Genomic DNA, 21,513 nt, shown 5'->3' on the forward strand with positions numbered 1-21,513 from the left:
TGGCCGCGAAGTTGCAGGCCAAAAGCCGTGATTTTTGCCCAAAAAATTATTCGGGAGCAAGTCTAATAATTGCGCTGCTTCTTTTGCTTTGCAGGCCCGCCCTTGCCGCCGATATTGACTGGGATGCGGCTTACAGGGAAACCAGGGCGCATCTGATAAATCTCATCAACATAAAGACCGCCCAGCCGGAGGGTAGCGAGGTTGCGGCGGCGCGCTACATATATTGCGCGCTAAACCGCGAGGGCATAGACTGGGAGATTTACAAGTCCGCGTCCGGTAGGGCGAATCTGGTGGCGCGGCTGAAAGGCTCCGGCAACGGAAAACCGCTGCTTCTGATGGCGCATCTGGACACCGTGGGCGCCGACGCCGCGGAATGGGCGTCGGACCCGTTCAGGGCGGCGGAGCGCGGCGGCGCGATATACGGCAGGGGCGCGGTGGACTGCAAAAGCCTTGCCGCTATCAATCTGAGTACGCTGGTCTGGCTCAAACGCAGCGGCATAAAGCTGCGCCGCGATGTCATCATGCTTGCCAGCGCCGACGAGGAAGCCGGCGGCGCGCTGGGCCTGCGCTGGATGCTGGACAAGCACCCCGGCGCGATAGACTGTGGCTTTGCCCTTAACGAGGGAGGCGGCATGATACTGGGCGCGGACGGCTCCCCCCGCGCGCTGTATGTGGACGTGGGCGCAAAGCCGTGCATGAAAGTGGTCGTTTCCGCCTCCGGCCGGCCCGGACATCCGGCCATGCCGCCGCGCGGGCAGGCCATATACAGCCTTTCCGCCGCCCTGAACCGGTTAAAGTCCGGTTACAGGCCGCAGACGCGCATGACGCCACTTGTCCGCAGACTCTTTGAGGGGATTTACCCCTTCCAGAATCAGGACGGCAAAACCACTCTGGACATGTTGTTTTCGGAAGACCCTGCCGCCCGCCGCCAGGCGGAGGACGCAATCGCTCTTGACCCGTTTCTTGACTCCCAACTGCGCGACACCTGCTCCCCCGTTATTTTGCGCGCCGGAGATGACGGCAATGTGATACCTGGCCATGCCCGCGCGGAACTGGATTGCCGCCTGCTGCCCGATTCGGACCCGGAGGCCGCGCTATCCGAGCTTAAAGCCGCCGTTGGCGACGCCGCGGAGGTTTCCGTAAAGGAGAGTCCAGAAAAGCCGTTTCCCAAACCCATGGACATGACGGACGAACTGTATGAGACCATAGTGCGCGTAAGCTCCGCCGCCATGCCCACCGCCGTGCTTGCCGGCGGCGCGCTTTCGCCCGCAAGCGATTCCGAATGGCTGCGCCGCAGGGGGATAATAACTTACGGCCTTTGCGGACCGTCAACTTACGGCGAATCCTCCGGCGTGCACGGCGCGGACGAGCGTATTTCCGAGGCGGAACTGCGCCAGCAGCTGAAGCTCATTTATCTTGTAACCGCCGCCTTCGCCGGGGAGGCGGCCCCGCCGCAGCCGCCGGTTCCCCCTCCCGCTGCCGCCAGATAACGTTTTTTGCTTTAATTTATATATGCGAAAACTAAAGGCCGCCGTGCTAGGCGCCACCGGAACGGTGGGCCAGAAGTTCATAACCCTGCTGCAGGACCATCCCTGGTTTGAAATAGGCGCGCTGGGCGCGTCCGAATTTTCCGCCGGCCAGACATACGGCCAGGCCGCCGCCTCCAAATGGCGGCAGTGCGTGCCGCCGCCGCAGGCGGTGGCGTCCATGAAAATCCTCTCCTGCAAGCCGGAACTGATGGACTGCGATCTTGCTTTCTCCGGCCTTGAGCCTTCCGCCGCAAACGAGGTGGAAAAGGCGTTTGCCGCCTACGGCATCCCGGTGATTTCCAACACCCGCAATTACCGGATGGAGCCGGACGTGCCGCTTCTGGTCCCGGAGGTCAACCCCGAACATGCGGAGCTGGTCCTGCTCCAGAAAAAGCGCGGCTGGAAAAGCTTTATCGTTACCAACCCCAATTGCGTCGTCGCGCCGCTGGTGATGGCGCTAAAACCGGTGCTGGACGAATTCGGCCTGTCTAAGGTGATGGTTTTTTCCATGCAGGCGGTGTCCGGCGCGGGGTATCCGGGCGTGGCGTCGCTGGACATACTGGACAATGTTATCCCGCATATCGGCGGCGAGGAGCCCAAAGTGGAGGCCGAGCCGCTAAAAATTCTGGGCGCTCTCAAAAACGGCGTTGTGCAGAGCGCCCCTTTCAAAATATCCGCGCAGTGCAACCGCGTTGCGGTATGCGACGGACATACCATAAACGTCTCCTTCGCCACGAAGAAAAAAACCTCCATCCAGGCAATACGCGACGCGCTTGAGGGGTTCACTGCGCTGCCGCAGCGGCTGAAGCTGCCCTCCGCGCCGCAGCCCCCGCTGATTTATCTGGAGGATAATTTCCGCCCCCAGCCGAAACTGGACAGGGACGCCGGGCGCGGCATGGCGGTAACCGTGGGCCGGCTGCGCGACTGTCCGGTACTGGGCTTTAAGATGGTCGTGCTGGGCCATAACACCGTGCGCGGCGCCGCCGGCGCGGCCATACTCAACGCCGAACTGCTGCTCCGGCAGGGATATATAAAGCCCCGCTCCTGATTTTTGCCGCGACGGTTTTTCGCAGCTCCCGCAGTCTAACTATATACGGGTGCGATTATGCCTGGCGAAAATGAAATAATCCGGGACATTCTTGACGGCAGGGGCGATTTTGCCGGACTGGTGCGCGAGCATCAGCGGGCGGTTTATGCCTTCTGCCTTTCTTTTTTGCGCTCGCCCGAAGACGCGGAGGACGCCGTTCAGGACGTGTTCGTCAAGGCATACCGCAATCTGGGCAGATTCCGCTTTGAGTCGTCGTTTTTTACCTGGCTGCGCCGGATAGCCTACTGCCGCTGCATTGACGGGCTAAAGCAGAGGGCAAAGCGGCGCGAGGAAGCGATGGAGCGCGATTTCGCGGAGCCGCCCGCGTCCCGCGGTTCCGGCGACGGCGAGATGATTGAAAACGCACTTGCCGCGCTGCCGGAGGATTACCGCGCCGTCCTTGTCATGCGCGAGGGCTGCGGCATGTCTTACGAGGAAATCGCCCAGGCCATGGATATATCGGCGGACGCCGTGGATGCCAAAATCCGGCGGGCCAGGGCGCTATTTTCCGAAAAAGCCCGGAAATTTGCGGAGGACTGCTATGAACTGCGCGAAAACAGATGAGGTTTTCCGGCTGTTGGACGGCAGGCTTTCCGGCGCGGAGCGCGGGCAGGCGCAGCGGCATCTGGAAAGCTGCCCGCAATGCCGGGAAGATGTGCGGAGGTGGAGTGATCTGTCCCGCCGGGCTTTCAGTCTGCCGGAGAGGGTGGAATGCCCGGATTTCTCCGCCAGCGTTATGGCGGAAATTGGCAGGGAACAACCATTTTGCGGCGTTATAGCGTGCCGGCTGAGGGGTTTTTTCACCGTTCCGCGCCTGGCAGCTGCGGGGGCGGCTATTTTGCTTATAGCGCTTGTCGCGGCGCGCGCGGCAAAGGCGCGTCGCCAGTCGGAAAAAGAGGCGGCGGTATTTGTGGCGGAGTTTGTTTCCGGCGGCAAGACGGACGACAGCTATACGGCGCTGTCGGAGCGGCTGTTCGGACTTTAGCGGAACATCGCAAGGAGGCGGTATGAACAGGAAAATCAGGGTTTTTGCTCTGGCGGCGGTTGCGGCTGCCGGGCTGTGCGCGGTGGCCTGCGCTCAGGAGGGGCCGGACGGCCCGCCGGAACACGGGCGCGGCGGTTTTCGCGGCGGCGAAGGGATGATGCGCGACGAGGGCCGGATGCTGGATAAAATTGCCGCGAAAATCGGCATCAGCGACGAAAAGGCCGCGAAAATGAAAAGCCTGCGCGAGGCCCGCTCCGCCAAAATGAAACAGCTTGGCGAAACTCTCAAGACCAGGCGCGAGGCGATGCTGGCCGAGTTGAAAAAATCCGGCTACAGCGAGGATGCCGTGCGCAAGCTTCAGGCCGAGGCGCAGAAGACGGAAAACGAACTTGACAATAACCGGCTGGAAGGCCTGCTTGAAATACGCAAACTCCTTAGCGACGACGAATTTAAAAAACTGATGGACATGCTGCCCCGCCCGCCGGACGGCCCGGGCCGGGGTATGCGCCCGGACCGCTCCGGCGGCGGGCGCGGCGGCCCGCCGCGCGATATGGAGCCTCGCGGTGAAGGCGGCCCCGGAGGGGACGGCTTTTCACGGCCTTACGGAGGCGATGACGGCAAAATGCCGTCCCAGCCATGACGCGCGGAGAGGCTGGCGCGGGACGGCACGGCGCGTTGCCCGGACAGGGTGGCGCAATGAGGGCGCGCATCGCCGCTGTCTGCGTTGCCCTTATGCCGGGTGTGTGCGGGGCCGGCACCGTCTATGTCTATAACAACAACGACTCCGGCGACGGCAGCCTGCGCCAGGCCATAACGGTCTCCAATGCGGCGGGCGGGTCCAACACCATATTATGGGCTTCCGCCGGGGGCGAGAGCATATTCCCCGCCAGCGATTTAAGCAGCATAAACGGCGGCACGACGCTGGATGTATCCGCCTCCACCTCTCCGGTTTCCATAGCCGGCGATTACGCGGTGCCGCTGGGCGGCGCGGTGACATTCAGAAACGACACTCTGACATCCACTTTCACCGTGTCGGCTGTGATATCCGGCGCGGGCTCGCTGACAAAAACCGGAAGCGGGGTTCTTGCCCTGTCCAATTCCAACACTTATTCCGGCGGAACCTCCGTAAACGGGGGCGTGCTGCTCATCGGCGCGGATTCGGCGCTGGGCGCGTCTTCCGGCGGGCTGGCCTTCGGCGGCGGGACGCTGCGCGTGTCGGCGGATATGTCGTCCGCGCGGAACGTCGTCCTTAACTCCGGCGGCGGAGCGTTTGACACGGATTCCTACACGTTGGGGCTTTCCGGAATAATCAGCGGTTCCGGCGCGCTCGGCAAAGAAGGCAGCGGCGTTCTGGTGCTTGGCGGAGCCAATACTTATTCCGGCGGGACTGTAATAAGCTCCGGGACTATTCAACTGGGCGCGGACAATGCGCTTGGCACGGGGGACATAGCGGTTTCCGGCGATGGGACGCTTGACCTGGCCGGTTACACGCAAAACGCGGCGGCGCTGTCCGGCGGCGGCACAGTGAAGATGAAGTTGCAGCCGGGGGTTGCAAATCTCAACATCTCCGGCAATGCCGCGCTTGGGGGCGTGCTGTCTGTTAATTTTTCGCCGCAGCTTATTTTGCAGGGGCAGACGTTCACTCCGATAACCGCGGGTTCGGTGTCGGGGACGTTTTCGTCCATAGCTTCCCCGGCGGCAGTGTCTTTCGTCCCGGTATACGATGCGGTCAGCGTTATGCTGACGGCGGATATGGTCCCGTTCGCAAACACCGCCGCCACCGCAAGCCAGCGCGCCTCCGCCGGGGTGCTGGAGGGATTCCGCGCCTCGCCTTCCGGCGATATGGCGACGGTGATAAGCAACCTCTACACTTTGAGCGCGGCGCAGTTGCAGTCCGCGCTGGAGCAGACAAGCCCGTCCCCGCTGCTGTCGCTGCGCGCGCTGGAGGCGGCGGGTTCCGATGTCCAGTCCTCCGTGCTGCGAAGGCGGGCCCTGCATCTGGCCGGAGCCGATGATTTGGGCCGCGCCGCCTATCCCGGCGCGAAAAAAGGCGCCGCACAATCCCGGTTGGGGTTTTTTGTCTCCCCCGCCGGGGTGAAAAGCGAAACCAGGAATTCGCAGGATGCCGCCGGCTATTCGCTTTACGACGGCGGCCTTCTGGCCGGGGCGGATTACCGGTTTGGCGAGCGCGCCGCGGCGGGCGTGCTGGCCGGTTATCTTGCAGGCAGCGCGGATTTTGCGTATCCCAACTCAGGCAGCGTATCCGCGCGAAGCGCGCGCTACGGCGCGTATGCCGTGGCGGCTGGCGAGCGAGCGCGCATGGCGCTGTATGCGGGCCGCGCAAACGACTCATTTTCGGTTAAGCGGGATTTGGCTTTCGGCGAGATATACCGGCAGGCGCAGTCGGATCCGCGCGGCTCGGAAACAAATCTTTATGCCATGGCTAGCTGCGATTTCCGGCATCTGGGGCATGGCACTTTCTCCCCCTCCGCGGAGCTTAACTACGACGATATGCGCGTGGATCCGTTCACCGAAACAGGGGCGGATTCGCTGAACCTGTCTGCGGACGGGCAGCATGCCGTTTCGCTGCGCTCCATTCTGTGGCTGCGCTATTCCGACAGGCGGGAGATGGGGGCTTATGCCCTTGCCTCGCATCTGGGTGCGGGCTGGCGGCACCAGTTCCGGCAGCAGTCCGCGCTGACGGCGCGCCTGGCGGCAGGCGGGGACGCGATGTCGGTGTCCGCGTCGTCCGGGCGGGACGGTTTGCGCGCGGAGGGCGGTGTGTCGGCAGGCTGGGGCGCGCGGACCGCCTTCAGCCTGGATTACAACGGCGATTTCAGCTCCGATGCGACCGAGCATATCGTGAACGCCGGCCTGCATTTCGCGTTCTGAAAAATATGCTATAATAACTCCGTTGCACTACCATCAAGAGAGGCGGAGGGACAGGCCCTGCGAAGCCTCAGCAACCTGTTTATTCAAGGTGCTAAATCCTGAAGTGATGACTCATCACTTGAGATGATAGGGAAGAAAAAGCACCCTTCCTTACAAACCATCACTATGAGGATGGTTTTTTTATGCCCTCCTCTCCGCAAAACATGGAGTTGTTATGGCAAAGACTGTCGCAGAAATAAACGATAAAATTAAAAAAGGCGAAGCCGTAGTGCTGACCGCGGAGGAAGTCATAGACTTCGCGGACAAACACGGCGTTGAGGAAGCCGCCCGCAAGGTGGATGTTGTAACCACGGGCACGTTCGGGCCGATGTGCTCCTCGGCGGCGTATTTCAACCTGGGGCACAGCAAGCCCAGAATCAAGCTTGGCGGCGGGACGGCCACGTTCAACAATGTGCCAGTCTATACCGGCCTTGCGGCGGTGGATGTGCTGCTGGGCGCCACCGCCATGCCGGCGGACGACCCGGCCAACGCTACCCACCCGGGAAAGTTCGCCTACGGCGGTGCGCATGTGATAGAAGAGCTTGTGGCGGGAAAAGACGTGCGCCTCAAAGCCTCCGCCTACGGCACGGACTGCTATCCGCGCCGCGGCATAGACACGGCAGTGAACCTCAAAACCATAAACGAGGCCGTGCTTTTCAACCCCCGCAACAGCTATCAGAACTACAACGTTGCCGTGAACCTTTCCGGCAAAACCATATATACCTATATGGGAATCCTGAAGCCGGATATGGGCAATGCCAATTACTGCAGCGCGGGCCAGTTGTCGCCGCTGCTGAAAGATCCGCTGTACAAAACGATAGGAATCGGCACCAGAATATTCCTGGGCGGAGGGGTGGGCTATGTGGCCTGGCCGGGGACGCAGTTTAACCCCTCCGTCCCGCGCGGCGAAAACGGCGTGCCCAAACGCCCTGCCGGGACGCTGGCGGTCATAGGCGACCTTAAGCAGATGAACGCGCGATTCCTGAAAGGGATGAGTTTCACCGGCTATGGCGTTACGCTGGCAGTGGGCATAGGCGTGCCGATACCGGTGCTCTCGGAAGAGATTTTGCGCCATGCAATCGCGCGCGACAACGAAATATTTGCGCCCGTGGTTGACTATTCGCAAACCTATCCCAACCGCGGCCCGGAGGTCATAGCCGAGGTCAGCTATGCGGAACTGCGCAGCGGCGAGATAACCGTTAAGGGGCGCAAAATACCGACGGCGCCGTTATCCAGCCTGCCGCGCGCGCGGGAGATTGCCGGCATTCTCAAGGACTGGATAACGCGCGGCAGCTTCCTGCTGTCGGAGCCAGTGTCGCCCCTTCCGGCTGCGGATTCTGGGATAAGCCTGAAGCCGCTTAACGGATAAACTGATGAAATCGCCGCTGTTTGTGCCGCGCGCCTACCGCGACGCGCCTGCCGCAGGCAGGCGCTCGTTCACCGTATGCTGTCGCGATACAGACCTCTGGATAGCGGCGGACCCCGTGCTGGAACCGCTGGCGCGGCGGGAAGTTCTGGCGCGGCGGGCGGAACTGGAAGCATACATCGCCCGCCGCCGGGATTTCCTTACAGCGCTGGCGCCTCTGCCGGATGACGAGACCGCCCCCCCCATAGTCCGCGAAATGATGGCCGCCGCGCGGCTTGCCGGGGTGGGGCCGATGGCGGCGGTGGCCGGGGCCGTGGCGGAGGCTGTGGGCCGCCGGCTGCTGGAATCCGCGGACGGGGTTATCGTGGAAAACGGCGGAGACATATTCCTTAAATCGGGCCAGCCCGCTGTTTGCGAGGTTTTCGCCGGGAATTCGCCTTTTTCCGGCAGGCTGGCCTACGAGGCGGACGCCTCCGCCGGCTGCGGGCTTTGCACGTCTTCCGGCACGGTGGGGCATTCGCTGAGCTTTGGCAAGGCGGACGCCGCTACCATACTCTGCGCCGGCGCGGCAGAGGCCGACGCCTATGCGACCGCCGTCGGAAATATGATAAAAAACAGGGATGATATCGCAGCCGCTCTGGCGTATGTTAAAACTCAGCCCCGCATAAAAGGCTGCGCCGTGATAATCGGCGATGCCATCGGAATCTACGGGGATTTGCGCGTGGTGAAACTATGAAAAATCCAGTGGTGGTCAAATTCGGCGGCTCCAACATGAAAAGCGGGCGCGACATCCGGCTGATTGTGGATGTCGTCAAACGTTACGACACTCCGCTTATCGTCGTCGTTTCCGCGCTTTACGGCCTGACCGAGAGGCTGACGGAGGTGGTGCGCTCGGTCAAAAATGACGCGGGGCTTATCTCGCAGCTGCGGCAGTTCCTGCTTGGCACAAAGCGCGACATCGTGGCGCAGTTCATAGACGACCCGGAAAAGATGCGGATGGTGATGGACAAGCTCTCCGCCCGCGCGGGCGAGCTGGAGCGTTATCTTAAAGGCATTCATTTTCTGGGGCAGACGCCGGATTTCGCCGGAGACCTGATACTGAGCTACGGCGAGCGGCTTTCCTCCTGCCTGCTGGAGTCCATACTGCGCGCCGAATCCGTTGACTGCGAGGAGGCCCTGCCGGAGGAGATAGGCCTTTTCACCGACGGCGAGTTCAGAAACGCCAGCGTGGATTTCGCGGCTTCGCGTTCGCGCGTGCGGCGGCGGCTGCGCCGGGACAAAGTGTATGTGGTGCCGGGGTTCTACGGCATCTCGCCCGACGGGAAGGTGAATCTGCTGGGGCGCGGCGGCAGCGATTATTCGGCTGCGGCCATAGCCCGCTGCGTGGACGCCAAATCCCTGGACATCTGGAAGGACGTAGACGGCTTCATGAGCGCCGACCCCAAAGCCGTGCCGGGCGCGCGGCCCGTGCGGCGGCTTTCGTACCGGGAGGCGTCGGAGCTGGCCTATTTCGGCGCGAAAATACTGCACCCGCGCACCATGGAGCCGCTGGCGGGGGCGGGCATACCCATACGGATATTCAATATCCACGGCAGGCCTGGGGCGGACGCCGTGTCGCTGATAGACGGGCGGATTTCCGCAAGCAAATCGGTTGTTAAAAGCGTGGCCTCAACCGAGCGGCTGGGGGTGCTGCATCTTGGCGGGCCGGGGCTGGGCACAAAGCCCGGCATTCTGGCAAAGGCCACCGCCGCGCTGGACGCCGCGGGGATAAACATAAAATCCGTAATTACCGCGCAGACGGCCATCACCATACTGCTTTCCGACGAGGATTTGCCCCCCGCGCTCAAGGCCATAGGCCGGCTCGGCATAGCGGCGGTGGCTTCCGTTTCAGGCGACGGCGACGCGGCGCTGGTGGCGGTGGTGGGAGAAGGGATACGCGACAGGCACGGAATACTCTCGCGTGTAACAAGGGCGCTGGCCGCGCAGGGGATAAACATCAAGATGACGGCATCAGGTCCGTCGGAGGTTGCGGCCTATCTGGTGGTCGGGCGGCGCGACCGGCGCCGCGCCGAAGCCGCCATCCACCGCGAGTTCTTCAAAGCCAGAAAGCTCTGACGGGACGGAACGCGAAATAAGTAATGGCCGCGGTAAAAATGAAAAACAGCGCGACCAGCCTGGCCAGGATGCTGAACTGTTCCTGCGGCGGCCTGCCGCGCAACACGACTGCCATTGCCATCCCGGAGCACATAGCGAAAGACGGCACCATTTGCTTGAACTGGTGGCTGAAGTATTTTCCCGGCACATTGACGGCTATCACATCCGCGGCCAGCCATATCAGAAAAGGCCAGGCCTCCCGCCTGGGAATCAGAACGTAAAGTATAAGCGCGAACGATGGCAGCCACTCCAGCCACACATACCAGTCAAACAGCGGCAGGGCCGAGCGGCTGGGCATCAGAAAGCGGATCGGGCGCAGCGCGTCGCAGAGCTGTGGAACGGTGGTGCCCTGAATTAGTATCGGCAGCAGCGCCAGCGCGCATACCGCCGCCGCGGAGGCCAGCATGGCCGCCGGTTCTTTCAGCCCGCGCCGTTCCAGCAGTGGCCAGCACATCAGCGCGGCCAGCGGCAGCGCCGCCGACTGCTTGAAGCATATCGCAACGCCCATGGACAGCCCCGCCAGCGCCGCGCTGCGCAAACCGCCGCCGGAGCCGTAGATGAAAAAAGCCAGCGCGCAGAACGGATGCAGGAAAGCCTCGGTGGTTCCGCCGTTGCCCACATCAGTGCTGCTTGTTGAGATGACCGCCACATAGGCGGCAAGGCACCACAGCCGCTCCAGCGCAGGCATGAAGCGCCGCGTTATGCCGTAAACCGCCAGCGCGCCGCCAAGTTGCAGCGCCGCCGCAATCAGCCGGGCGAAGTACGGCGTGGGCGCGAACAGCCAGTTGGAAAGGCGGTGTATGTAGAATATCCCCGGCAGCTTGTTGTCTCCGGGAATGCCGTTGGCGTAAAGAAGGGCGCCTTCGCTCCACAGCCGCGCGCCGGTGTTCCAGAAACGCTCGTCGCCCAGAAAATAGGGGGTGGCGTAAACGCGCGCGATTAATATGGCCGCCAGCCCGGACAGCAGGCAGACGGCGGTTATATTTTCATGTCGCCGGGGATTGGACTGGTAATCCAGCATCAGAGATATTTTAACTAAAATCGCGGCAGCATTCGCGTCTGCCATGTTGTGTATGACAAAATATTGCTATAATATGTCAAGGCATGACTGACGCCGCCCTCCGCGCGCGGATAAGCGCGAAACTGGATTTGGTGTTTGGCAGAGTAGCCGCGGCGTGCGCGCGGGCGGGCCGCAGCCCCGGGGAAGTGGAGGTGATGGCGGTAACAAAATACGCCTCTCCGCTTCAGATAGGGGCTCTTGTAGAGGACGGCAGGGTTTCGGTTCTGGGAGAAAGCCGGGTGCAGCAGGCGGAGGAGAAATGGCGTTCGCCGGAGTTGGAGGCGGCGCGGCCCCGCGTGAAACTGCACTTTATCGGGCATCTCCAGTCCAACAAGGCCGGGCGGGCGGCGATGTTCTTTGACGCGGTGGATTCCATAGACGGCATGGCGGCGGCTTCCGCGCTGGGCCGGAAAGCGGAGGAGGCGGGCAGAACCGTTTTCGCGCTTATCCAGGTCAAGCTGACGGGCAGGGAGACGCAGTCCGGCGTTGTCTTGGAGGAGGCGTCCCGCCTGGCGGGGGAGGCGTCCGCGGTGAAAGGGCTGCGCGTCCGCGGGTACATGGCGATAGCGCCGCAGGTTGCGGACCCGCAGGAACTGAGGCCATATTTCCGCCGGCTGAAGGGGTTGTTTGACGCGGATTTTCCCCAGCCGCCTTCGGGGGAAAGGAATTATCTTTCGCTGGGAATGTCGGGAGATTTTGAAGTGGCCGTGGAGGAAGGCTCGAACCTTCCGCGCGTAGGAAGCGCGATTTTTGAGTGACTCTGCATCAAGGAGGCCGTGATGATAGTCAAAGTGAGACTTATCCCCAATGCTCTTGACAATGAAGTTATCAGCCGGATAGGCAGCGTATTGCGCGTTAAGGTCGCCGCTCCCCGTCTTGATGACGAGGCGAACGTGACTTTAAGGGATTTCCTTGCGGAGTTTTTCTCGGTGACGCCGCGCTCTGTCAACATTATACGCGGCGCCAAGGGGCGCGAAAAGACGGTTGAAATTTGCGGCAAGTCAGAAGAAGATTTGAAACGGGTTATGGAGTCCATACCATAACAAAATAAAGTGATAGACCGCATTCGTGTGCGCCGGGGCGCGCTGGAAATTCTGGACCAGCGCCTTCTGCCCGGTGAAATAAAATATCTTGAAGCGCGCACTCCCGCGCAAACCGCCGCCGCGATAACTGACATGGTTGTTCGCGGCGCTCCGCTTATAGGCTGCACCGGGGCATACGGCTACTGGCTGGCCTCCGGCGGGTCTGCGCCGCGCACGCGGCGTCTGCTGCTGGCGCGGCTGGAGCATGCGGCGCAGGTCCTTAAGCGCGCCCGGCCCACCGCGTCGGCGCTGGCTTATGCGGTTGACCGGATGCACCGGAAAGCCTCGGATTTTGCGGCGGCAAACCGGCTTGTTCCGCCGGCGAATCTGCATGCCGGCCTGGGCCGTCTGCTGCTGGAGGAGGCCCGCCTGATTTACCGCGAGGATGAGGATTCCAACGCGCGCATGTCGCGGTTCGGCGCAAGGCTTATACCTCCGGGAAGCGCGGTGATGACTGTTTGCAATGCGGGTTCGCTTGCCACTGCCGGCATAGGCACCGCGCTGGGCGTTATAAAAACGGCGCACAGGCAGGGCAGGATAAAACATGTCTACGCCTGCGAGACAAGGCCCTACCTCCAGGGCGCGCGGCTTACCATGTTCGAGCTGATGCGCGAAAAAATTCCCTGCACTCTTATTACCGACAACATGGCCGCGCACATAATGAAAACATGCGGCATACGCGCTGTGATAGCCGGGGCCGACCGCATTGCCGCAAACGGCGACACCGCCAACAAAATCGGCACCTATATGCTGGCCGTGCTGGCCAAATATCACGGCATACGTTTTTACATAGCCGCGCCCGAGCCTACTTTTGACATGAGGCTGCGCTCCGGCGCGGCTATTCCGATAGAGGAGCGTTCCGCGGACGAGGTGCTTTTCATAAACGGCAAATCAATCGCCCCGCGCGGCGCGAAAGCGCGCCATCCGGCTTTCGACGTCACACCGGCAAAACTGATTTCCGCCATAATAACGGAGCGCGGCGTGATATCCCCGGTCAATATTGGCGGCATCGCGCGTATTTTTTGCTAGAATCAGGGTATGACTGCGCAATATCAGATTCTCATGGTATCCGTGCCGGACAAGCAGGTTGCCAACACGCTGGCCGAAAATCTGGTGGGGAAAAGACTTGCGGCCTGCGTCAATATCATCGGCGGTGTGCGCTCGGTGTACAAATGGGATGGCGAAATTAAAAAAGCGTCAGAATTGATTTTGCTGGTGAAGACCCGCGTCAGCCTGATGCCGGAAACTATGCTTTGCATAAAGGAAAGCCATCCCTATTCCGTGCCGGAGATAATCTCGCTGCGTATAGACGACGGCAATCCCGAATATCTGGACTGGCTGGGAGCCAACTGCATGTTCACCGCCGCGCCGGACCAGACAAAGCGGGTGCTGCCGCGTCCGACCATCCCCCCCAAAGGGTTTGAAAAATGAGAAACGCGATATACTTCCTGGTGATAATTCTTGTCGGCGCGCTGCTGGGCAATTTTTTCGGCAAAATGATAGTGATGTGGTTTCCGCAGGGAAATATCCACGATCTGTTTGCCACCGAAATCGCCACCGGGCTGCATCCGACCAACCTTGACCTGGTGATAGTGAACCTGACCTTCGGCTGCCTGTTCAAGTTCAATATAACCGGCATAGCCGGAATTCTGGCGGCGGCCATGCTTTCCCGCCTCATAGTCAAAAAGTGAAAGTAATACTCGCTTCCCGTTCCCCGCGCCGGCGCGCATTGCTGCGCGGCATGGGGTTTTCTTTTGTTGTAAAACCAAGTTGCGCAAGCGAGGAAACGGCGCTTAAGCGTCCTTCGGCGGTGGTGAAAACCCTCGCGCTGCGCAAGGCGCGCGATGTTGCCGCCGGATATCCCGATGACTGCGTGATAGGGGCGGACACGGTGGTGTTCTGCAAAGGCGAAATACTGGGCAAGCCGCAGGATTGCAGTGATGCGTTGCGGCTGCTTAACCTGCAAAACGGCAGCTGGCAGAGCGTGTATACCGGCGTGGCTGTGATAAACCGCGGCAAAACCGCCGTGGGCTGCGAGGTGTCGCGCTGCAAGGCGCGGCGGCTGGGCAAAGCCGAACTGGCCGCGCTGTCGCTGCGCCATCACGACAAGGCGGGCGCTTATGCCGTGCAGGACGATGACGACCGGTTTATAGCGAAAATTTCCGGCAGCAAAGACAATGTGGTAGGCCTGCCATGCGGCCTGCTGCGCCGGCTGCTGCGCCGGGCCGGCGCGCTGTCCGCGCTTTGCGTTTTTCTGGCGGCTGGCGCACAGGCCGGCGGCGCGGATAATGTGTATTTCCTGGGCGCGAAAGGAGAAAGCGCGGTTGAAAACCTCCACTGTTCCGAGCTGACAGAGAAAGAGCGTAACAAATGGAAAGCGGACCAAAACGTCTACCGCTACCATGTCTTCCTGGCGGTGGCCCTGAATTCGGCGGAGCAGAACCTGCGCTCGGCGCGCGCCTCGGAAGTAAAGCTCTACGACAAGCTTAAATGGACAACCGGCGGCGCCGGCGGCGAGCTGGACCTGCCGCTGCTTGCCTCGCTGGAATCCGCCCGCAAAGACATCGCCTCGTTTTATGCGGAGCTTGCGGGCAAAACCTCCGGCAGGGGCATTCCCCCCGCTTTTGCCGTCTCGAATGCCGCTTTTGCGAAATACGCGCAGTCGCGCGCCAAAGACGAGGCGGCAAGGTCAGCGGCATTGTCATCTTTGATTTCAGGCTGGCGCGACGCGCTGGGGAAAACGCCCGCAGCGGCGTTTCCGGTCAAGAAAGTTTTCGATTCGCTCAACGCCGGCGACGCGGCTCAAACCGCGCTGTATTCCGGCTGGCAAAAAGTTTTTGTTTCGGATTGCGAAAAATACTTCGGCAGAAAATTTTCCGGGAGGAAGGATGAAAAACATTGACGCCGCGGTGATAGGCGCCGGTCCGGCGGGCTGCTCCGCCGCGATATACATAGCGCGCGCGGGCCTCAAGCCGGTCATTTTCGGCGGCGCAATACCCGGCGGGCAGCTTTTGATGACTCACGAGATAGAGAATTTCCCCGGTTTCCCGGAGCCGGTAAGCGGCGCGGACCTTATGGAGCGTATGCACAGTCAGTGCAAACGGATGGGCGCGGAAATGCTTACCGACGAGGTGGAGGACGTGGATTTTTCCTCCCGGCCTTTTATGCTCCTGTCCTCTTCCGGAGAGCGGTACGCGGCGAAGGCCGTGGTAATCGCCTCCGGCGCGAAGGCGCGCTGGCTGGGCATTGATTCGGAGCGGAAGTTCATGGGCAAGGGCGTTTCCGCCTGCGCCACCTGCGACGGGTTTTTCTTCCGCGGCAGAGAAGTTTGCGTGGTGGGCGGCGGCGACGCCGCCGCCGGCGACGCGCTGTTTCTGGCCCGGTTTGCCTCTAAAATCCATCTAATCCACCGGCGCGACAGGCTGCGCGCGACGGCCTCCGTCGCCTCCCGCGTTCTGGCGGAGCCTAAAGTAATTCCCGTCTGGGACAGCGTGGTGCGCGAAATACGCGGCGCGGACGCGGTGGAATCCGTAATTCTGAAAAATGTCAAAACCGGCGCGGAAACAGAACTGCCCTGCAGCGCGGTATTTGTGGCCATAGGCCATGACCCCAACACCAGACTCTACGCGGGCAAACTGAATCTTGACCAGGCCGGCTATATAGTTGCCGACGGCAGGACGCGCACCTCGGTTCCCGGCGTTTTCGCCGCAGGGGACGTGATGGATTTGCATTACAAGCAGGCCGTAACATCCGCAGGGACCGGCTGCATGGCCGGCCTTGAGGCGGAGCGGTTTATCGCCGGTCTATAATTTCCAGGAAAGCCCGGCGTTTATCCAGCGGCCCGGCATGGGTATGCCGGAGATTTCCTGGTAGCCAGTATTGAGCAGATTATTGCCTTCCAAAAAAACTTCCGCGCCGCCGCGCAGGTTTTTTGAGAGTTTGGCGTTGAGCAAAAAATAGTTGTCCATGCCTTCCCTTTTGCGGTAAATCGCGGCGAGCAGGCAGTTTATTCCCAGAATGCTTCTGCGCCCCGATGCCGCCATCTGGCTGTAGCCGTAGGCCAGCGCGTATTTGGAATACAAATCGGAATGGCGCGTGGAATCCGTCCAGGAATACTGCAGATTCCAATCCGTCTCCGCCGCGGCAAAAGCCAGCGAACCGTTTATTCCCCGCACTTTTATGTCACCTATGTTCTGCGCCTGCCACGGCCCCGTCGGAGAGGGCCCGGCCCAGTCTATCACATCTTTCTGGTTTCGCAAAAATACTGTCGCGGAGGCGGAACAATTTTTGCCGCAGGAATAGTCCGCTCCGGCATCGTAGGAAACCGCATGTTCCGGCGAGAGGCTGGGATTGCCGGTATTTACCGGGTCGTTGTAATACATGTCCGTAAAAGACGGCAGCCGGTACGACACGCCCGTTCCGGCGCGCAGCCGCCAGCGCATTGCCGGCCTGAAACTTGCCGCAATCGCCGGGGAAAACTGGACGAGGCCGTCATTGCCGTCGGCGCGGGCGCTTGCGTCCACCGTCCAGCCGGAGCCGAACGGCGCGTGAATGCCGCCGAAGAGGCTTTGGCTGTCCCGTGTGTGGTTTCCCATGCTGGAACTGGCGATTTCATCCTGCGCCGCCTCCACCCCCAAGCTTGCCGTGGTCTCGCCCAAGGCGGCAGCCGCCGAAAGCCGCGCCCCGCGGTAATGGGTGGTGTGATTGTTCACATACCATTGCGGGCGGGTGCGGTCCAACTGGAAAGTGTCGTCGTGACGGATAAAGAATACTTCCGGGCGCAGCTTTGCAGGGCCGTACTCCAGTTCGGAGGCGGCATTGGCGAAATAAGCGGATGTCCATTCGCGCGACGGGTAGTTTTTCCCCGGGGTGTAATAATCGTATGCGCCGTAGTCGTTGTTTAAGTATCCCAGCGAAACCGCGGTTTTGCCCAGCGCGGATTTGGAAAAAAACGCGGTCCGGTCAAAGCCCGTGTCGTAGCGCGCGCCGTCGGAGCGGGCGTTTTCGGCGGAAATGCTCTGCCCGAATTTCCCCCACTCGTTTGCGGCGGAGGCCGATAACGCCGCCGTCGCGTATTCCCCCCCCAGCGCGGCGGCCTGCGCCCGCCTGCGCGGATTCTTGGTTATTATGTTTATCGCTCCGCCTATGGCCCCCGCGCCGTATATGGAACACGCCTGTCCGCGCAGCACTTCTATGCGCTCTATGTCACTTTGCGTCAGCGGCAGGTCCATGTTGAAATGCCCGGTCTGCGAGTTGCTGACACGCACCCCGTCCACGAGAATAAGCGTCTGCTCGTTTGTGGCGCCGTCCAGCCCGGCGTCGGCCAGCGCGCCGTAGGGGCCGCGCTTTCGGATGTCGGCGCCCGCTATGTAATCCAGCAGTTCCGGCACGGAATGGGCGGGATAATCCTTCAACTGCTCGCCTTTTATGACGGAAACGTCGCGCGAGGCGAAAAACTGCGGCTGCGCCCGCGCCGGGGGCGGGCCTTCAAGCGAAATGCGCATTTCCTGCGCGCGGCAATCTGCGCAGCAAAGCGCCAGCGCGAGCGCGAACAGTCTCATTAAATGGCGGTGGTTACCAGCGTTTCGGTGGAAATCACGCCGGGGATGGTGCGTATTTCGTGCACCACCAGGTTTGAAAGGGCCGGCAGGTCTTCCGATTCCATGTCCAGCACCAGGTCCCATCTCCCGAATACCGCAGACACATGGGCCACGCCGGACACTTTCTTTATTTTGGTCAGCGCGGGGCCTTCCTTGCCGCCGCCCAGTTTTACAAGCACAAGACCGGTAATCATGATGATGCCTCCGTATTGCGGTATTTAATCAAATTGCGCGCCGTTCTGGCAACGCGCGCCGTCGTTAAATTTTCGGGAGCCAAGCTCGCGCAGGGCGTCGGCTGCTATCCAGCGGGCGGACGGAGACTTCATTTTGGCTATTTCCAGCGCAAGCGCCATCGCCTTGCCGCGGAGCGTCTTGTTGCGCTTGCCGATCTGGCGCAGCGCCCAGTTCGCCGCCTTTTTGACGAAATTCCGGTTGTCCGCGGAGCGTTTTTTTATGTGCGGCAGGAATTTTTCAAAGACGGAGTCCGGCGCCTGCTTGTCGTGGACGGCAAGCGCGGCCATGAGGACAAAACCGGCCCGGCGGACGAATTCGTCCTCCCGCAGCGTCCATTGAACCGCCTTTTTGCGCGCGAACGGCGTTTTGTCAAACAAGTTTGAGCAGGCCTGGTCGCAAATATCCCAGCTATCTATGCCCTTGACCCAGATTTCCGCCTGCCCGTCGGTCAGTTCCAGCGGGTCCGCCACCAGCGCGGCGAGGATGCGCGCCTCGTGAATGCCGGTTTTCCACAGGGCGAGGGCCAGTTCGTGGTTGCGCCCCAGCTCTTTGGCTTTTTTGCGCAGAACGGGTATGCTCACGCCCAGCGTGTTATGCGGATTGATGCCGTAGCGCGCCATCCCCGCGACGTTGGCGGTATTGGCATGGGATTTCAGGAAGCGGACCGTTTCCTGCGCGGCGCCGGGTTTCACTTGAGATGCGGACTCTGGAATCCCAGCTTCTTGAGGCCGGCCTGTATTTCGGGGCAGCTCATGAACAGCTTCCAGAGAAGGCCGGTGCGGTGGTTTTCAATCATCGCGATAATAGGCCCCTGATCTATGGCGAGGTATGTCTTGCCGTACCAGTTTTCGTTTTCGTTGAAGGCGTCGGTGAATCCGTACTCGCCCCAGATTTTTTCGCCCAGATTAAAGAAAAAATGCCGCAGCGCCTGCATGGAATATTCCGGCGTGTACGGGAAAGACGACAGCGCCGCCGTGGGCGAAATAACGCCGGTGTCGTTTGTGGGCGAGTGCGCGTCATAGCCGTGCCCGTCGTCGCTGGCGGTCAGGCCCCAGGCGTCGGGGCCGTAGCCCTTGAACTTGCCGGGGTTGCGCACGCAATGCTCGCGGTTTATAAGGGCGTGGTTTGTGTTCAGGGCCCAGTAATCGGCGTACTGGTCTTTTAGGCCGCGCGGGTCCAGCCCCAGAAAAGAGTAATGCGCGAAAAACAGCGGCCCGCCGTAATCAAACCCCAGCGGCAGCTTTATGCCGTAGAATTCCTTGCCGTTTTTGAAATGGTCGCTCTCCGCCCAGCCTTCGTGATACACGTCGGCGTCTATGGAATAGCGCGGGGCCGAGGCGGCCAGCACGTATGTTATAAGGCATTCGTTCCAGCCGCGCACCGGCGCGTCCATTGCCCAGCCGTTATTGGGGCTCCAGTGCCAGTAGAGGACTTTGCGCCCGTCGCGGGTATGCCAGTTCCATTCGGCCTCGCGCCATATCTGGTCTATTATGCCGCGCAGCTCGGTCTCCTCCGGCGTGCCTTTGCTGAAATACTGCCGCGCGCACAGCAGCCCCTCAATAAGGTAGGCCGTTTCCACCAAGTCGGCGCCGTCGTCCTTGCGGTAAAAGGGGATAGTCTTTCCTGTCGCGCCGTTGAGCCAGTGCGGGAAAATGCCGTGATAGCTGTCGGCCCGGGCCAGGAAGCGGGCCATTTTAAGCAGCCGTTTGGCGGCTTCCTCGCGCGTTATCCACTGCCGCTCGGCGGCGACGATTATGGCCATCACCCCGAAGCCGGTGCCGCCCACCGCGCAGGTATCGGACCCGTTGATATAATCCGGCGGGTTATTGCTGCGCTCGCGCGCAAGGCCGCTCACCGGATGCGCAAAATCCCAGAAATAGCGGAAGGTCTGCTTCTGCGTGACGTCCAGCAGCTCCTCGTCGGACATTCTGGCGGCGGCTAGCGCCGCCTTGTCTCCGGCGGCGAATGCCGGCTGCAGCGCGAAAAACGCGGCTGAAAGCAAAACGAATTTTTTCATAAGTCTCCTGTGGGGAAAATCAGCTTGCGGCGATTTTGTCCAGCATTTCGCGGCTGATGACGGCTATTTCCTTGCCGTCGCGGCGAATGATTTTTTTCTTTTCAAAATCGGCCAGTATTCTGACGGCGGTTTCCACTGTAAGCCCGGCCATTTCGGCCAGTTCACGGCGTTTTACGTCTTTTACCACGGTTTTGGGGCCGACGGAGGGAAGCGATTTTATCAGCACCCCCGCCAGCCGCGCGCGGGCGGATTTGTAGGCGATGTCGCGGGCCTTGGATTCGCCGTCGCGCACCTCGCGCGCCATGGTGCGCATGAAAGACAGCGCGGCATTGGGGTGGCGCACCAGAAATCCGATAAAAGCGGCATATTCCACAAGCGAGACTACCGCCTCCCCCATCACCTCGCCGTTGGCCTGAAAGTTGCCGCCGGCCAGCATGGCGATGTGGCCCATCATCCCGCCGGATTCCTCCACGCGGGAGATAAGCTGCTGCCCGTTGGCGCTGGTTTTGCAGATTTTGACCCTGCCCTTGCAGACCAGAAACAGCCCCGGCGGCTTGTCGCCTTCGCTGAAAACAAGATCCCCGTCGGCGAACACGGAAGAGGAAAGCAGCCCCTTCCACTCGCGCTGGGCCAGACGGTCAAGGCTGGCGTAGAGGCAGCGGGTTTTGGACGGGCACGCATCGCATTCCGGGATGTCTTTTTTTCCGAACCACATGGCGCTACACTATAAGATTTTTTGGCCGCCGCCGTCAATTGAGCCAAACCTGACATACAACGGATATGCCAGTGCGGGGCGCAGTGCCGGATTATATGGTCAATCGTCCGCTGCCAGGCCGGGGAAACGCATCTGGAGCGGCTTTTGCGGCAAATACGCCTGTTGCGGGGCTTCAGACGGGGGACGGGAATTATGTGCGAAGCGCGGGAGTTTCCGGTACGGACGGGTTCGCACATAAAAACGAAGCGGCCCGCCGTCGGGAAACAGGCGAGCCGCGTCATAATATTCCTAAAATCCTCCCGCTACGGGATGAGTTTCGCAACTGGTTAAATGATAATTCTGGTTTAGTTTTGGGGGGTTAGGTTCCAATCGGATTGATTATTGTTTGTTCGGTTTTTTCTATTTGGTTTTTAAGCACCTGTTGTGCAATTTTATTTTTTATAGCTTCCCTCCTATTACTCCACATGAAAAAAAGCTTTTTTGTATTCTCAAAAGAATTAACATTTTGGGAATTTCGCCTTAGAAGTGCGAGATGAGGAAATGATTTTAGAACTATGTCGCAAAAGCAGTCCCCACAAGCAATAAAAGCCACCTTTTCATTAGCCGCCCCAGATGTGAAATAGAGACTGAAGGTGTAAAGTTGCAACCAAAAATGACCCATTAGTTGCAACGAAAATTGACCCGCCCTTAATGCATTTTTAACACATTTCCGCTGGTCTGTAAACCTTTGCCAGCCTTTCCTTTTTCTCCTGC

At 60.7% G+C, this 21,513-nt stretch carries 23 protein-coding genes and 1 riboswitch; of the genes, 16 read left to right on the top strand and 7 right to left on the bottom strand.

Going from position 1 to position 21,513, the window contains the following annotated elements:
- The first annotated feature begins 83 nt into the window (after window positions 1-83).
- The 9 genes from WC421_08930 to WC421_08970 all read left to right on the top strand — a co-directional run bounded on the left by WC421_08930 (window position 84) and on the right by WC421_08970 (window position 10,013).
- Window positions 84-1,490 carry a M20/M25/M40 family metallo-hydrolase gene (locus WC421_08930; GenBank protein ID MFA5162356.1) on the top strand — a complete coding sequence of 469 codons (1,407 nt, stop codon included), beginning with the start codon at window positions 84-86 and terminating at the stop codon, window positions 1,488-1,490.
- Between the two features lie 22 nt (window positions 1,491-1,512).
- Window positions 1,513-2,577: an aspartate-semialdehyde dehydrogenase gene (gene asd / locus WC421_08935; protein MFA5162357.1), complete on the top strand. Its 1,065-nt coding sequence runs from the start codon at window positions 1,513-1,515 to the stop codon at window positions 2,575-2,577.
- Window positions 2,578-2,634: 57 nt separating this feature from the next.
- The gene (locus tag WC421_08940) at window positions 2,635-3,180 is read left to right on the top strand and encodes an RNA polymerase sigma factor (GenBank protein MFA5162358.1); all 546 of its coding nucleotides are present in this window, start codon (window positions 2,635-2,637) and stop codon (window positions 3,178-3,180) included.
- Window positions 3,158-3,601 carry a zf-HC2 domain-containing protein gene (locus WC421_08945; protein MFA5162359.1) on the top strand — a complete coding sequence of 148 codons (444 nt, stop codon included), beginning with the start codon at window positions 3,158-3,160 and terminating at the stop codon, window positions 3,599-3,601. The genes WC421_08940 and WC421_08945 overlap by 23 nt, the downstream gene beginning before the upstream one ends.
- A gap of 22 nt (window positions 3,602-3,623) precedes the next feature.
- Complete coding sequence (locus WC421_08950) at window positions 3,624-4,241, top strand: hypothetical protein (GenBank protein MFA5162360.1); 618 nt, start codon at window positions 3,624-3,626, stop codon at window positions 4,239-4,241.
- Window positions 4,242-4,297: 56 nt separating this feature from the next.
- Window positions 4,298-6,493, top strand: a complete 2,196-nt coding sequence (locus WC421_08955; GenBank protein ID MFA5162361.1) for an autotransporter domain-containing protein — start codon at window positions 4,298-4,300, stop codon at window positions 6,491-6,493.
- Window positions 6,494-6,520: 27 nt separating this feature from the next.
- Window positions 6,521-6,623: riboswitch (SAM riboswitch) on the top strand.
- A gap of 84 nt (window positions 6,624-6,707) precedes the next feature.
- A complete protein-coding gene (locus tag WC421_08960) occupies window positions 6,708-7,901 on the top strand; it encodes a homocysteine biosynthesis protein (GenBank protein ID MFA5162362.1) in 1,194 nt (397 codons plus the stop codon).
- A 4-nt stretch (window positions 7,902-7,905) separates the two neighbouring features.
- A complete protein-coding gene (locus WC421_08965) occupies window positions 7,906-8,634 on the top strand; it encodes a UPF0280 family protein (GenBank protein MFA5162363.1) in 729 nt (242 codons plus the stop codon).
- A complete protein-coding gene (locus tag WC421_08970; protein MFA5162364.1) occupies window positions 8,631-10,013 on the top strand; it encodes an aspartate kinase in 1,383 nt (460 codons plus the stop codon). The genes WC421_08965 and WC421_08970 overlap by 4 nt, the downstream gene beginning before the upstream one ends.
- Here WC421_08970 and WC421_08975 read toward each other — a convergent pair.
- Window positions 9,994-11,118 carry a hypothetical protein gene (locus WC421_08975; GenBank protein ID MFA5162365.1) on the bottom strand — a complete coding sequence of 375 codons (1,125 nt, stop codon included), beginning with the start codon at window positions 11,116-11,118 and terminating at the stop codon, window positions 9,994-9,996. The genes WC421_08970 and WC421_08975 overlap by 20 nt on opposite strands.
- Before the next feature lie 38 nt (window positions 11,119-11,156).
- On the opposite strand from WC421_08975, the gene WC421_08980 reads away from it, so the two are divergent.
- The 7 genes from WC421_08980 to trxB are packed head-to-tail and all read left to right on the top strand — an operon-like array spanning window position 11,157 to window position 16,003.
- A complete protein-coding gene (locus tag WC421_08980) occupies window positions 11,157-11,870 on the top strand; it encodes a YggS family pyridoxal phosphate-dependent enzyme (protein ID MFA5162366.1) in 714 nt (237 codons plus the stop codon).
- A 21-nt stretch (window positions 11,871-11,891) separates the two neighbouring features.
- Window positions 11,892-12,155, top strand: a complete 264-nt coding sequence (locus WC421_08985) for a DUF167 domain-containing protein (GenBank protein MFA5162367.1) — start codon at window positions 11,892-11,894, stop codon at window positions 12,153-12,155.
- A gap of 9 nt (window positions 12,156-12,164) precedes the next feature.
- Window positions 12,165-13,223 (top strand): S-methyl-5-thioribose-1-phosphate isomerase, encoded by a 1,059-nt coding sequence (gene mtnA / locus WC421_08990; protein ID MFA5162368.1) that lies wholly within the window; start codon window positions 12,165-12,167, stop codon window positions 13,221-13,223.
- Window positions 13,224-13,232: 9 nt separating this feature from the next.
- A complete protein-coding gene (gene cutA / locus WC421_08995; GenBank protein MFA5162369.1) occupies window positions 13,233-13,625 on the top strand; it encodes a divalent-cation tolerance protein CutA in 393 nt (130 codons plus the stop codon).
- Entirely contained in the window at window positions 13,622-13,885 is a 264-nt protein-coding gene (locus tag WC421_09000; GenBank protein MFA5162370.1) for a DUF4321 domain-containing protein, read from the top strand. The genes cutA and WC421_09000 overlap by 4 nt, the downstream gene beginning before the upstream one ends.
- Entirely contained in the window at window positions 13,882-15,096 is a 1,215-nt protein-coding gene (locus WC421_09005) for a Maf family protein (GenBank protein MFA5162371.1), read from the top strand. The genes WC421_09000 and WC421_09005 overlap by 4 nt, the downstream gene beginning before the upstream one ends.
- Window positions 15,083-16,003: a thioredoxin-disulfide reductase gene (trxB, locus tag WC421_09010; protein ID MFA5162372.1), complete on the top strand. Its 921-nt coding sequence runs from the start codon at window positions 15,083-15,085 to the stop codon at window positions 16,001-16,003. Before WC421_09005 ends, trxB begins: the two co-directional genes overlap by 14 nt.
- On the opposite strand, the gene WC421_09015 is transcribed toward trxB, so the two are convergent.
- The 6 genes from WC421_09015 to WC421_09040 all read right to left on the bottom strand — a co-directional run.
- A complete protein-coding gene (locus WC421_09015; protein MFA5162373.1) occupies window positions 15,998-17,755 on the bottom strand; it encodes a TonB-dependent receptor in 1,758 nt (585 codons plus the stop codon). The two genes, trxB and WC421_09015, sit on opposite strands and share 6 nt — an antisense overlap.
- Window positions 17,755-17,988, bottom strand: coding sequence for an Lrp/AsnC ligand binding domain-containing protein (locus tag WC421_09020; GenBank protein MFA5162374.1), 234 nt, complete (start codon window positions 17,986-17,988; stop codon window positions 17,755-17,757). The genes WC421_09015 and WC421_09020 overlap by 1 nt, the downstream gene beginning before the upstream one ends.
- A 24-nt stretch (window positions 17,989-18,012) precedes the next feature.
- Window positions 18,013-18,720 carry a DNA alkylation repair protein gene (locus WC421_09025; protein ID MFA5162375.1) on the bottom strand — a complete coding sequence of 236 codons (708 nt, stop codon included), beginning with the start codon at window positions 18,718-18,720 and terminating at the stop codon, window positions 18,013-18,015.
- A complete protein-coding gene (locus tag WC421_09030) occupies window positions 18,717-20,045 on the bottom strand; it encodes a glucoamylase family protein (GenBank protein MFA5162376.1) in 1,329 nt (442 codons plus the stop codon). The genes WC421_09025 and WC421_09030 overlap by 4 nt, the downstream gene beginning before the upstream one ends.
- A gap of 19 nt (window positions 20,046-20,064) precedes the next feature.
- Window positions 20,065-20,760, bottom strand: coding sequence for a Crp/Fnr family transcriptional regulator (locus tag WC421_09035; protein ID MFA5162377.1), 696 nt, complete (start codon window positions 20,758-20,760; stop codon window positions 20,065-20,067).
- Window positions 20,761-21,118: 358 nt separating this feature from the next.
- The coding region (locus WC421_09040; GenBank protein ID MFA5162378.1) for a hypothetical protein at window positions 21,119-21,513 on the bottom strand (395 nt) is incomplete at its 5' end.

The sequence above is a fragment of the Elusimicrobiales bacterium genome (genome assembly GCA_041651175.1).
Lineage (GTDB): Bacteria > Elusimicrobiota > Elusimicrobia > Elusimicrobiales > Elusimicrobiaceae > JAQTYB01.

Bases quoted from the DNA above. Each gene is read 5' to 3' on its own strand.
- asd (MFA5162357.1), top strand. From the start codon at position 1,513: ATGCGAAAACTAAAGGCCGCCGTGCTAGGCGCCACCGGAACGGTGGGC.
- WC421_08940 (MFA5162358.1), top strand. From the start codon at position 2,635: ATGCCTGGCGAAAATGAAATAATCCGGGACATTCTTGACGGCAGGGGC.
- WC421_08945 (MFA5162359.1), top strand. From the start codon at position 3,158: ATGAACTGCGCGAAAACAGATGAGGTTTTCCGGCTGTTGGACGGCAGG.
- WC421_08950 (MFA5162360.1), top strand. From the start codon at position 3,624: ATGAACAGGAAAATCAGGGTTTTTGCTCTGGCGGCGGTTGCGGCTGCC.
- WC421_08955 (MFA5162361.1), top strand. From the start codon at position 4,298: ATGAGGGCGCGCATCGCCGCTGTCTGCGTTGCCCTTATGCCGGGTGTG.
- WC421_08960 (MFA5162362.1), top strand. From the start codon at position 6,708: ATGGCAAAGACTGTCGCAGAAATAAACGATAAAATTAAAAAAGGCGAA.
- WC421_08965 (MFA5162363.1), top strand. From the start codon at position 7,906: ATGAAATCGCCGCTGTTTGTGCCGCGCGCCTACCGCGACGCGCCTGCC.
- WC421_08970 (MFA5162364.1), top strand. From the start codon at position 8,631: ATGAAAAATCCAGTGGTGGTCAAATTCGGCGGCTCCAACATGAAAAGC.
- WC421_08975 (MFA5162365.1), bottom strand. From the start codon at position 11,118: ATGGCAGACGCGAATGCTGCCGCGATTTTAGTTAAAATATCTCTGATG.
- WC421_08980 (MFA5162366.1), top strand. From the start codon at position 11,157: ATGACTGACGCCGCCCTCCGCGCGCGGATAAGCGCGAAACTGGATTTG.
- WC421_08985 (MFA5162367.1), top strand. From the start codon at position 11,892: ATGATAGTCAAAGTGAGACTTATCCCCAATGCTCTTGACAATGAAGTT.
- cutA (MFA5162369.1), top strand. From the start codon at position 13,233: ATGACTGCGCAATATCAGATTCTCATGGTATCCGTGCCGGACAAGCAG.
- WC421_09000 (MFA5162370.1), top strand. From the start codon at position 13,622: ATGAGAAACGCGATATACTTCCTGGTGATAATTCTTGTCGGCGCGCTG.
- trxB (MFA5162372.1), top strand. From the start codon at position 15,083: ATGAAAAACATTGACGCCGCGGTGATAGGCGCCGGTCCGGCGGGCTGC.
- WC421_09015 (MFA5162373.1), bottom strand. From the start codon at position 17,755: ATGAGACTGTTCGCGCTCGCGCTGGCGCTTTGCTGCGCAGATTGCCGC.
- WC421_09020 (MFA5162374.1), bottom strand. From the start codon at position 17,988: ATGATTACCGGTCTTGTGCTTGTAAAACTGGGCGGCGGCAAGGAAGGC.
- WC421_09030 (MFA5162376.1), bottom strand. From the start codon at position 20,045: ATGAAAAAATTCGTTTTGCTTTCAGCCGCGTTTTTCGCGCTGCAGCCG.
- WC421_09035 (MFA5162377.1), bottom strand. From the start codon at position 20,760: ATGTGGTTCGGAAAAAAAGACATCCCGGAATGCGATGCGTGCCCGTCC.